Raw genomic sequence first — 11,540 nt, 5'->3', positions numbered from 1 at the left:
CTATGTCTGCTCTCATTAAGGTCGTAGACCTCACGAAGACCTACGAGACGGATGGTGCAAAAACTCCGGTATTGCATGGTGTAAACCTTGAGGTTCCAAAAGGGCAATTTGTTGCCATTATGGGACCTTCGGGATCTGGTAAATCAACCTTCATGCATATCTTGGGTTTTCTCGACACGTTAACAACCGGTAAGTACTACTTTGACGGTGAAGAAATCTCCACCTTTGATGAAGACGAACAGGCTGTGGTGCGTGGTGAAAGAGTCGGCTTTATTTTTCAAGCATTTAATCTCTTACCTAAGACAAGTGTGCTTGAAAACGTAATGTTGCCGTTGCTCTATTCGGATGTACCAGTAAAAGACCGTACAGCGTTAGCCATGGAGGCAATTAAGCTTGTAGGTCTTGAGCACCGTGCAAATAATCTTTCTAACCAGCTTTCTGGTGGTGAGCGTCAGCGTGTTGCAATTGCGCGCACACTCGTTCGCAAGCCAGCGGTCATCTTTGCTGATGAGCCTACGGGTAACCTTGATTCGAAGTCAGGCAAAATTGTGATGGATACATTACTTGAGTTAAATATGCGTCACGGTCATACCATTATTCTTGTGACACACGAAAAAACAACGGCGCAATACGCAGAGCGTATCATCACTATGAAGGATGGATTAGTTGTAGGAGATGAAGTTGTGAAGAACCGTATCCAGTTAGGATCAGAATACTCAAAATAACCATGCGAATCCGAGATCTCTTTTTAAGTGCGTTGCAAAGCTTAACGCGCAATAAAGGACGCACCGTATTAACGATGCTCGGTATTGTGATTGGTATTCTTTCGGTTATCTTGGTCCTTTCAATCGGTGAAGCGGCACAACATTCAATCCTTGGTCAAATAAATTCACTTGGAACAGATCTAATTTTTCTACAGAACGGTGACAAAGAGCTAGCGAACTCACCAGATCAGGTATTTGCTACGCCCTCACTTACTTACGCGGACAGTAAAAAATTAAAAGATCAAACATGGCTTCGCTATGTCTTGCCCCTGGTTATCACAAACGATCTCGTAACCGGTAGAGGTGAAGACATTACTGTTCAAGTTACGGGTACATCTCCAGATGAAGCAGAGCTTTACGATCTTACTTTTAAAGAAGGTGGTTTTTTTGATGTTTCTGATGTTGAAGGGAGAAGTCGTGTTGTTGTCCTAGGACATGAAGTAGCAAAAACGATTTTTGGTGATGAACAGGCAGTAGGTAATTCAGTAAAGATCAATAATCAAAACTATCGTGTTATTGGTGTTGTTGTTGAGTCTGGATCACGCGCTTTCACAAACCTTGATAAGTCTGTGTATGTTCCGGTTACCTCAGCGCTCGATTTGTATGGTCAAAAATACATGACCTATATCATTGTTCAACCAAATGGTATTTCTCAAAATGAGACGGTATATCGTGTAACAGAACTAATGAGAGAAACACATCGCTTAAGAGAAGGTGATAATGATGATTTCTTTATGGAGACAATGGATGAATCCGTGCAATCTGTTTCGCAGATTACGGATATCTTAAGTATTTTTCTCTCTTCTGTGGCTGCAATCTCATTACTTGTTGGTGGTATTGGGATTATGAATATTATGTACGTCAGTGTAACTGAGCGTACCCGTGAAATCGGCTTGAGAAAGGCATTGGGAGCGAAGAATCGAGACGTATTGGGACAATTCCTGATGGAAGCCGTCGTGCTAACGGCATTAAGTGGTATCGTAGGTGTCGTTTTGGGTATTGGTGCTACATGGCTTGCGATAAAGGGCATCTCAAACGTACAAGACGGTTGGACGTTTAGCGTATCTACCAATGGTATTTTGCTTGGTTTCTTTGTCTCTGCCGGAGTTGGAATTTTATTTGGATATGCGCCAGCGAAACAAGCATCAAAACTACGACCAATTGAGGCATTAAGAAAAGATTAGTATGAAGATCCGAGATATTATCCCAGTAGCGTTTTCAAGTTTAACGCGCAACAAAAGTAGAACAGCATTAACCATGTTGGGTCTTGTGATTGGTATCATGTCCGTCATTCTCATGCTTTCGATCGGGCAAGCGGCTGAGCGTTTTTTATTGAGTCAGATTGCAAGTTCATTTAGCTCAGATCTTATTTTTGCTCAAAATGGTCGCGGTGCGGAAAGAGGCGGACCTCCAAGTCCTACACAGAAAAAATCCCTAACAGATAAAGACGTTGATTCATTAAGAAAAGTTTCTTGGCTTAATGTTGTTGAGCCATTTATCATTCAGTCTGATCTCGCAACGTTCGAAGGACGTTCAAGACGTGTATCGCTTAACGGTGTTACGCAAGCATCGCTTGATGTGTATCCAGATCGGCCGGAGACAGGGCGATTTATCGAAGAGAGTGACGTAGATGGACGAGCGCGTGTTATCGTTTTAGGACGTGCGGTTGCTTTGGATTTATTCGCAAATAGTGAGCCTATAGGCAAGACAGTAAAAATTGGCAAAAGAAGTTATCGTGTTGTTGGTGTTATGGAGAAGGGTGGTACTCGTTTTTTTACAAATGTTGATGATCAAGTATATATCCCGGTTTCTACAGCGATGGATGCCTATAATCGTAAAAATGTAGACTTTATCGCCATGAAAACTGGCTTAGGGATCAACCAAACAAAGGATCGTATTCGCGAAGTTTTACGAGAAAATCACAATATAGATAATTATGAAGATGATCTCGCAAAAGATGATTTTCGCTTAGGCGCGCAAGAAGATGCAGCAAAAAATGCTGGGCAAATTGGTTTGATCTTACAGGTATTGCTTGGCTCTATTGCAGCGATCTCGCTACTTGTTGGTGGTATTGGTATTATGAACATCATGTATGTGACGGTTACGGAGCGTACAAGCGAAATTGGTTTACGCAAAGCTATCGGAGCAAAGCCAAAAGATATCTTAAATCAATTTCTTGCTGAGGCTATTGTTGTAACAGGTCTTGGTGGATTGATTGGTATTGTTATTGGGGTAGGTCTATCTTACTTAGGTCTTACGGCACTTGGTAACTATCAGGCTGGTTGGAGCTTTGCTTTTCCAACAGATGCCATCATTCTCTCATTTAGCGTGTCGACAATTATTGGTGTCGTCTTTGGTTTTTTTCCTGCACGTCGCGCAGCAAAATTAAGTCCTATTGAGGCATTGCGTTATGAATAATGAGCTCTACTTACCCCTAGCATTGGTTATTGGGTATTCTTTATTGTCTGCAAGATTGAACTGGGTACTTAAACCATGGCGCATGCATCATTTTGCTTGGACGGTATTTTATGTACTGGTGAGTGGCTTGATCCCTTTGGCATTAATGTTGTCGTTATTACTGTCAGCTACGTTTAAAGCATCTATCACGTATCGTGATTATTCGTTATACGGGCTTTTAGTGCTTTTGGTACAGTTTTTCATACCTCTTCCATTTATTCTTCTAGATGAGGATCGCAAAGAACCTACTGAGTTTAAAACCGTAGAAAAGCTTCTAAAAGACATTGGTGATGTTGTTGCCATAGGGCTTATCCTTTTATTTGGATACTCTAGTATCACGGCAAGTATATCTGGAGAAAATGAAACAGCTCGGTTTGCTTTTAAGCTTGCTCTTGTTATTGCCTTATTGTTCTTTGGAAAGCTCATCAAAGGCTGGAGAGATCAATATCTTCACAAATAATATGTCACAACAAGCACTCTTTTATCTTGATCTTACGGCTCTTGCGAACATTCTACTATTCGCTTTCGCTGTGGGCTATACAGGGCTGTTTGTAAGACTTAATTGGTTGTTAAAGCCATGGCGCATGAAGGGTTTTGCCTGGTTGATGTCTTATGTGCTGTTGAACGGTTATTTGCCATTGATGCTAATTGTCTTATTGTACTTTTTGCCATTGATTAAGTCCTCGATACCAGTCATTAATTATTCAATCTATGGACTTATTTTTCTATTGCTACAAGTTTTGATGCCTTTGCCCTTCGTTGTCTTTGATAAAGACCGTAAAGAATCCACAGAGTTTAAAAAAATTGAGAAGTCCCTTTTGTTTATTGGTAACAGTTTTGCGGCAGCCATCGTTCTTATGTTCGTATACGGAACTATTGAGGCTGTTTTAACCGGTGATATGAGAGCTGCTTTTTATGGCTTCAATTTTACCCTGGCTTTCGGTGGTCTCTTCTTTAGATCCATTATTAGAAATTGGAGAGATCAATATCTTCACAAATAATATGTCACAACAAGCGCTCTTTTATCTCTGGACCTGGTTAAAACTTATTTTATCATTGTGGTTTTTTTATCTTGTCTTGCGTTATGTCGCAGGCGTGGGCGTTGGTGCTCCGTATTTTCCGGTGCGCAAACGCGATATCGATGATGCATTTACCCTTGTTGATATTACAGATAAAGACACAATAATCGATCTAGGCTCTGGTGACGGAAAGATTCTCCTCGCTTGTGCCAAGCGTGGCGCGACGGTTATTGGTTACGAGCTGAATCCGGTCCTGGTTCTGATTACCAAATGGCGCCTACGCAAGCATCCAAAAGCCAAAGTCTATTGGAAGAACTTGTTTACAGCTGATTTTGCTGGTGTTACAAAGGTCTTTATTTTTGGACTCGACCCCATCATGCACGACGTTTCAAAAATGCTAAAAGAAAAAGCGATGAAAGACATTGAGATTATTTCATTCGCTTTTACATTGCCTGGATTTCAAGAGGTGGGGCAAAAGGGGATTGCGAAGAAATATCTCCGCGAACCCTCTGTCTAGCTCATTTTGATTTTTTATGGATAGACATCTCCCTTGTATTCAAGGGAGAACTGATGCTGAGGCTTCAATCAGTCGCTCTCCTTCTCTCGAAGAAGAGAAGGAGCTGGAGGATGAGTTCGCGGCCTCGGTGATGGTATCGGTAATAGTTTTTATTACGTATCCGATGCGTTTATTGATATCGTTATTGGTAAAGCGAATAGTCGTAACGCCAAATTCAGAGAGGATGGCTGTTCGTTCTACGTCGTAGGTGGCGCCTTGATCACTAGCATGCTGTGATCCATCTATTTCGATAGCAACACGATATTGTGCGCAGTAGAAGTCTACGATAAATCGATTGATGCTAAATTGGCGAAGAAATTTGTAGCCACCCAGCTTTCGCCCACGCAGATAGTGCCAAAGGTCACGCTCTTCGTTGGTGGCATTTTTTCTTAACTCGCGCCGGCGTTCTTTGAGTCGGCGATCCGTAATTTTGTATTGCATAGCTAGATACCCCGTTCCATGAAACGAGATAGGGTGTCAAGACTGCGAACCCTCTGCCTACATTTATTTACCGAGACATGGTTAGGCATCTCCCTTGTATTCAAGGGAGACCACTTTAGTTTCAGCCCTCCCTTGGAACAAGGGAGGTGCCCATCCAAAAAAAACAAAATGCGGGCGGTGGGTTCGCTGCCACGCCAATCAGAAAACCCGCCATGAACTGTGTGTTCTTGGCGGGTTTTTAGAGTTGAGCATCAGTTGTTGACTGAAACAGGTTGGGCGCTCACTGGTGGTGTGGCGGTGACTTGCTTGATACGGTCTTTCGCAAGAGCTTTAAGTGCGTCGACGAATAGGCGAGTCTTGTCAGCTTCGTAGCGAAGAGGGCTGAAATCCATGCTGTCACGAGGATGCAAACAATCCCGAACGGCTTCGTAGAACAAAGGGTGCTCACTACCCTTGTTGCAAGTGATGACGCCGTTTTTGTCATGAGTGATGTGAAATAGCTCGTTCTCCCAAGAACAGGGCTGATCTTTGCGCCAGTCCTCCTTGGGATAGACGATCGCCTGAGTAAAAAGCGATCCGTTGAGTCCGGTATCGCGAGGCATCTCGAAGAGCAACGCGGAGACCTTGTAACAGGGTCTCCATTCCTCGGATCGATGATTATGCTTCACTTCTTCGGTGATGAATGCGATTCGATACTTCTTGTACTGCCACGAGCCTTTCAAGGTAACACGATGACGAAACCGGTCACCCCGCTCGCCTCCAAGATTGGTAGGCTCTCGAAGTACGAACTCGTCTTCATAAGTATCCTGTTGGTGATTACCGATATCCTTCAGTACGAGCTGAAGAAATTCAGAAGCGCTAACGGTAGTCGTTAGAACGTGGGAACCGGCGGGCATGCTGTTTTCTCCTGTAAAGAACGGATCTATAGTCACTGTGCAGGATCAGTAATGCTTGTGTCAATCTTACAAAGAGCTTCTTCTTGACGCCCTTTTTGAGAACGTCTATAGTTGCATTAGCACTCAGCACTTGAGAGTGCTACTTCATTACAATGGACGCTAAGCTCTTACAGCTCCTCAAGCTCGTGACGGAAGAATATATTGCAAGCGCTGAACCCGTTGGGTCTCAGGCGCTTGTTGAGCGTCATAACTTGGGCGTAAGTTCTGCAACGATTCGTAACTGGTTCGCTCTCCTTGAGGAGGCAGGATTGCTTCAGCAGCCTCATACCTCAGGTGGACGTATCCCAACCGAAGATGGTTTTCGACTCTATGTCGAACAATTTATTACCCCAAAATCTGCAAGCAAAAAAACACGCGATCGCTTATCGCAGGCAGCGTCACTAGATGAAGATCGGCGCATAAAGCTTGTCGCTCGAGAGGTGGCGGATAGTCTGGGGCTTGCCTCGATTGTCGCGCTTCACGAAGCTGATACGTATTACACCGGTCTATCACAGCTTTTTGCACAACCAGAATTTCGCCATTGGCAACGCGTTGTTTCGATGACGGAGTTACTTGATCATCTTGATCAGACACTCGGATCTCTACGACGTACCACCTTTGAGCAACCACAATGGTTTATCGGAAAAGATTGTCCATTTGGTCCCGCTTCTAGTGTCGTCGTTGCCAGCAGTCCGCAAGGACTTATCGGTATTCTTGGTCCATTACGTATGGACTATCAAGAAGCACTCTCACATATGATCGCCGCTATAGAAGCCTTATCTTAATAACCACTATGGAAGAACAACAAAACGAACACCCACAAGATCCAGAAATTGATCCCTTCACTCCTCCTGCGTCGTCGGTCGGGATGACAGACGAAGCTAAGTGTGAAAAATGTGAAGAATATCTCGATGGATGGAAACGTGCTCAAGCAGATTATCAAAATTTAAAACGTGAAGCAGACAAAGAAAAAGGTCAATTTGTAAAATACGCCAATGAACGCTTGCTCGAAGAATTGCTTCCAGCTATCGATCAGTACGCTATGGTTCTTAAATATCAACCTTCTACTGAATCGCTTGACGATGAACAGAAAAAGCAATGGGAAAATTGGTTGATTGGTGTAAAAGCCGTTTGGACCAATTGGGAGCATGTCATGCAATCAACGGGTCTTTCACTCATTGAAGCGGACAAAGTCTTTGATCCTCAGCGCCACGAAGCTGTAGGTACCGAAGAAAGCAAAGATGTCGCTTCTGGCGAAATCATCCGCATTACTCAAGATGGTTGGATGTTGAATGGTAAAGTTCTACGTCCTGCTAAGGTCATTATCGCAAAATAACTATGTCATTAATCAAATGGTCCCCATTTTTTGAGCCATTTGAGGGTATGGATAAAGCCCTCGATGAGATGCGCTCATTACAAACAGCTCAGGGAGTCGGCATTGTTCCTCCTGTTGATATGTACGAAACAGAACATACCATTGTCGTAGAAACACCAGTTCCTGGTGTTGATCCAGGCAAGATTGAGGTGACGGTCGACAACGGCATCCTCACGATCAAAGGAACAACCGAACGCAAAACCGAAGTCGAAGACAAAAACTACTATCGCAAAGAAGTGCGCCAAGGGATGGTGTTTCGGCAAATCGCCCTTCCGGCACAAGCACAACATGAAAATGCCGAAGCAAGCTTTGAAAACGGTATTCTCAAGGTAACGGTTCCAAAACTTCTACAAGAATCCAAGTCAATAAAAATTGATGTAAAGAAAAACTAATTTCATAACTATTCAAACCTATGTCAAAAATTCTCGGAATTGATCTCGGTACTACCAACTCCTGTATGGTGGTTATCGAAGGCGGTCAACCAAAAGTACTCGAAAACGCCGAAGGCGCACGCACTACACCATCCGTTGTTGCTGTCACAAAAGGCGGCGAACGCTTGGTTGGTCAGGTAGCAAAACGCCAGGGTGTCGTAAATCCAGAAAACACGATTTTTTCTGCGAAGCGCTTGATTGGTCGACGATATGATGATGAGGCCGTACAACGTGATCTCAAATGGTTTCCGTTTAAAGTCACTAAAAAAGACGATAGCCCACGTATTACCATGGGTGATAAAGACTATGCGCCAGAAGAAATCTCGGCCATGGTTTTACAAAAACTCAAAGCGGATGCAGAAGCACGTATTGGCGAAAAGATCACCGAAGCGGTCATTACCGTACCGGCATATTTTGATGACTCACAACGCCAAGCAACAAAAATCGCTGGTGAAATCGCTGGCTTAAATGTACGTCGTATTATCAACGAGCCAACAGCCGCCGCTCTTGCATACGGTTTTGATCGCAAAAAAGACGAAAAGATCGTTGTCTACGATCTCGGTGGTGGTACCTTTGATGTCTCCGTTCTCGAGGTTGCCTATGATGCTTCGACAGAACAAAACACCATCGAAGTTCGTGCAACCAATGGTGACACACATCTTGGTGGTGATGACTTTGATCAACGCATTATTGAGTGGATTGTTGATGAATTTAAAAAATCCGAAGGTATTGATTTGGGTAAAGACAATCTCGCTTTACAACGTATTAAAGATGCGGCAGAAAAAGCAAAAATCGAGCTCTCAAGCTCAATGGAGACAGAAATCAATCAACCATTTATCACAAGTGACAATGGTGTACCAAAGCACTTGATGATTAAGCTATCACGCTCAAAACTTGAGCAAATCGTTGGTGATCTTGTCGAAAAATCTCTTATCCCTTGTAAGAAAGCGCTTGCAGACGCAGGTCTTAGCGCATCCGATATCAACGAAGTGATTCTTGTTGGTGGTATGACGCGTATGCCACTTGTGCAACAATCCGTAGAAAAATTCTTTGGCAAAAAACCAAACGCTACGGTAAACCCAGATGAGGTTGTTGCTGTTGGTGCTGCGATTCAGGCCGGTAATATGCAGGGTGATATTAAGGGAGAAGTTCTTTTGCTTGATGTAGCACCACTTTCGCTTGGTATCGAAACCATGGGGAGCGTGATGACAAAAGTGATTGAACGTAACACAACGATTCCAACGTCAAAATCACAAACCTTCTCAACGGCCGCTGATAATCAGCCAGCCATCAGTAGAAATCCATGTACTTCAGGGTGAGCGCGATATGGCAGCTGATAATAAATCCTCGGTCGCTTTACGCTTTCGGATATCCCACCAGCACCACGTGGTGTTCCTCAAATCGAAGTGACCTTTGATATTGATGCGAACGGTATCTTAAATGTTAAAGCCAAAGACAAAGGCACAAACAAAGAACAGGCAATCACCATCACCGCTTCGACAAACCTTGATAAAGAAGAAGTCGAACGCATGAAGAAAGACGCCGAAGCGCATGCCGAAGAAGACAAAAACGTCGCGAATCGGTAGAAGTAAAAAACATGGCAGAAACCATGATCTATACAACAGAAAAAATGTTGAAAGATGCAGGTGACAAAGCCAAAGAAGAAGACAAAAAAGTTGTTGAAGAAAAGATGGAGGCATTAAAAGCAATTAAAGACGGCGACGATATCGAAGCGATCAAAAAAAGCCGCTGACGAACTCGCCACCGAAGCCCAAAAAGTCGGTGCTGCGCTCTATCAAGACCGTCCAGAAGCAGAAGTTCCTCCAACTAGCGAAGGAGAACAAACAGAATCTGCAAAAACCGAACCAGAAGAACCAAAAGCTGAATAAGCATGGCTAAAGATTATTACGCAATATTAGGCGTTTCGAAGAGTGCGAGTGAAGACGAAATCAAAAAAGCTTTTCGTCGAGCCGCGCATGAACATCACCCCGACAAAGGCGGTGATGCTTCGAAATTCAAAGATGTAAACGAGGCTTACCAGATCCTAGGGGATAAAAAGAAACGTGCTACCTATGATCAGTTTGGTTCTGCTGCCTTTGAAAACGGTGGTGGAGGTCCAGGTGGTCCGGGAGGTTTTGGTGGCGGATTTGGTGGCTTTGATTTTGGTGGAGCTGGGTTTGATCCAAATCAATTCGGTGACCTTGGTGATGTCTTAGGTGAAATGTTTGGTTTTGGTGGCGGTGGTTCAAAGCGCAATCGCGGTCGTGATATCGAAACTGAAGTCGAACTAACGTTTAAAGAGTCTGTGTTTGGTGCTACAAAAACCGTAAACCTCTATCGCACAAGCGCTTGTTCTGTCTGTAAGGGTGATGGTGCAGAACCAGGTTCAGAATTCGAAACCTGTAGCGACTGTAAAGGCGAGGGTCGTGTGCGCCAAGCGACGCGGACCATGTTTGGCACGATGCAAACGGTTGTTGCTTGTGCGACCTGTCACGGAAAGGGCAAAAAACCTAAGACTCCTTGCAAACAATGTAAGGGTTATGGCGCAGAAAAACGTAACGTGAGTGTAACGGTTGGTATCCCTGCGGGTATCGAAAATGGTGCAATGTTACAAGTACAAGGCGAAGGCGAAGTACCGGATCACGGTGGTCAGGCAGGGGATCTCTTCTTACGTATTCGCGTAAAGCAAGACGCGCGTTTTCAGCGCGAAGGACAAACGATCTTCTCAACGATGTATGTTCCGATCTCGACCTTGGCCCTTGGAGGCAAAATCCAAGTAGAAACGGTCGATGGTGCAGAAACGCAAACGCTTAGCGCTGGTACAGGTTCAGGCGAAGATCTTGTCTTGCATGGCAAGGGCATACCAGGACGCTCAGGACGTCGTGGAGACCATGTAGTAAAGCTTGAAGCAGATATTCCTGATAAGCTAAATAAAGAACAAAAAGCACTCCTTGAGCAACTAAAGTCACTCGGGCTTTAAACCGTATCCTCCCTCAAATGGGAGGATTTTGGTATCATGCCACTATGAATCCAACCGTTGCTTTTGTTGTTGCCGGCATCGCGGTTACCTGGGAGGTTATTCTTTTAGGTGGTTTTTTATTGGCGGGGATTATTTATGGTTTTATCGTTGGTCGTGATCGAGCGGTCACCGTATTGTTAGCATCCTATGTGTCACTAGCTATTGTAACAAATGCACCAATCATCGGACGTTTAAATGTATCACTTGGAGTAAGCAAAAATCCTTGGTATACGCTCTTATGGTTTCTCGGTATTTTTTTCATTGTTTTTTTGATTTTGTGGAGAAGCGCACTACTCAGATCGTTAGCTAATAGTCGAGGTAAATGGTGGGAGATTTTAATCTTTAGTGTTTTGCAGTCTGGGCTTTTTTTGAGCATCGGGCTTTATCTTATCCCTCCAGAAATGCTTAATGCATTATCTTTTGTAACGGTTCAGACATTTACGGACGAGACAGGTCGATCATTTTGGTTATTAGCTCCCTTGGTTTTTTTGGCGATTTTAGGTGGTTCGGGTGGGGATGATTACGAAGACTTGGACTAACGGC

At 43.9% G+C, this 11,540-nt stretch carries 13 protein-coding genes and 1 pseudogene; 12 read left to right on the top strand and 2 right to left on the bottom strand.

The window, feature by feature from the left end; translation table 11 throughout:
- The first annotated feature begins 2 nt into the window (after window positions 1-2).
- Genes H6759_04090 through H6759_04065 form a run of 6 tightly spaced genes read left to right on the top strand, consistent with a single transcriptional unit; the run spans window position 3 to window position 4,757 of the window.
- Entirely contained in the window at window positions 3-725 is a 723-nt protein-coding gene (locus tag H6759_04090; protein USN52185.1) for an ABC transporter ATP-binding protein, read from the top strand.
- A gap of 2 nt (window positions 726-727) precedes the next feature.
- Complete coding sequence (locus H6759_04085) at window positions 728-1,948, top strand: ABC transporter permease (protein ID USN52184.1); 1,221 nt, start codon at window positions 728-730, stop codon at window positions 1,946-1,948.
- Window position 1,949: 1 nt separating this feature from the next.
- Window positions 1,950-3,182 carry an ABC transporter permease gene (locus H6759_04080; GenBank protein USN52183.1) on the top strand — a complete coding sequence of 411 codons (1,233 nt, stop codon included), beginning with the start codon at window positions 1,950-1,952 and terminating at the stop codon, window positions 3,180-3,182.
- On the top strand, window positions 3,175-3,681 hold the full coding sequence (locus tag H6759_04075; protein ID USN52182.1) for a hypothetical protein: 507 nt from the start codon (window positions 3,175-3,177) through the stop codon (window positions 3,679-3,681). Before H6759_04080 ends, H6759_04075 begins: the two co-directional genes overlap by 8 nt.
- 1 nt (window position 3,682) lies before the next feature.
- On the top strand, window positions 3,683-4,222 hold the full coding sequence (locus H6759_04070; GenBank protein ID USN52181.1) for a hypothetical protein: 540 nt from the start codon (window positions 3,683-3,685) through the stop codon (window positions 4,220-4,222).
- Complete coding sequence (locus tag H6759_04065) at window positions 4,137-4,757, top strand: hypothetical protein (GenBank protein ID USN52180.1); 621 nt, start codon at window positions 4,137-4,139, stop codon at window positions 4,755-4,757. The genes H6759_04070 and H6759_04065 overlap by 86 nt, the downstream gene beginning before the upstream one ends.
- A gap of 39 nt (window positions 4,758-4,796) precedes the next feature.
- Here H6759_04065 and H6759_04060 read toward each other — a convergent pair whose 3' ends face one another.
- Both H6759_04060 and H6759_04055 read right to left on the bottom strand, forming a co-directional pair.
- On the bottom strand, window positions 4,797-5,237 hold the full coding sequence (locus H6759_04060; protein USN52179.1) for an endonuclease domain-containing protein: 441 nt from the start codon (window positions 5,235-5,237) through the stop codon (window positions 4,797-4,799).
- Between the two features lie 251 nt (window positions 5,238-5,488).
- On the bottom strand, window positions 5,489-6,133 hold the full coding sequence (locus H6759_04055) for a hypothetical protein (protein USN52178.1): 645 nt from the start codon (window positions 6,131-6,133) through the stop codon (window positions 5,489-5,491).
- Window positions 6,134-6,285: 152 nt separating this feature from the next.
- Here H6759_04055 and H6759_04050 point away from each other — a divergent pair, with 152 nt between their 5' ends.
- The 6 genes and pseudogenes from H6759_04050 to H6759_04025 all read left to right on the top strand — a co-directional run bounded on the left by H6759_04050 (window position 6,286) and on the right by H6759_04025 (window position 11,536).
- A complete protein-coding gene (locus H6759_04050; GenBank protein ID USN52177.1) occupies window positions 6,286-6,957 on the top strand; it encodes a hypothetical protein in 672 nt (223 codons plus the stop codon).
- A gap of 8 nt (window positions 6,958-6,965) precedes the next feature.
- Window positions 6,966-7,508 carry a nucleotide exchange factor GrpE gene (locus H6759_04045; protein USN52176.1) on the top strand — a complete coding sequence of 181 codons (543 nt, stop codon included), beginning with the start codon at window positions 6,966-6,968 and terminating at the stop codon, window positions 7,506-7,508.
- 2 nt (window positions 7,509-7,510) lie between these two features.
- Entirely contained in the window at window positions 7,511-7,939 is a 429-nt protein-coding gene (locus tag H6759_04040) for an Hsp20/alpha crystallin family protein (protein USN52175.1), read from the top strand.
- A 20-nt stretch (window positions 7,940-7,959) separates the two neighbouring features.
- Window positions 7,960-9,867 (top strand): annotated as a pseudogene (gene dnaK, locus H6759_04035) (molecular chaperone DnaK).
- Between the two features lie 2 nt (window positions 9,868-9,869).
- Window positions 9,870-10,958 (top strand): molecular chaperone DnaJ, encoded by a 1,089-nt coding sequence (dnaJ, locus tag H6759_04030; GenBank protein USN52174.1) that lies wholly within the window; start codon window positions 9,870-9,872, stop codon window positions 10,956-10,958.
- A 44-nt stretch (window positions 10,959-11,002) separates the two neighbouring features.
- Window positions 11,003-11,536 carry a hypothetical protein gene (locus H6759_04025; protein USN52173.1) on the top strand — a complete coding sequence of 178 codons (534 nt, stop codon included), beginning with the start codon at window positions 11,003-11,005 and terminating at the stop codon, window positions 11,534-11,536.
- Window positions 11,537-11,540: the final 4 nt, after the last annotated feature.

This window comes from Candidatus Nomurabacteria bacterium (assembly GCA_023898425.1).
GTDB lineage: Bacteria > Patescibacteriota > Patescibacteriia > 2-12-FULL-60-25 > 2-12-FULL-60-25 > HK-STAS-PATE-2.
Note: the sequence above shows the minus strand (reverse complement) of the source record. Positions and strands in the feature narration are given on the sequence as shown.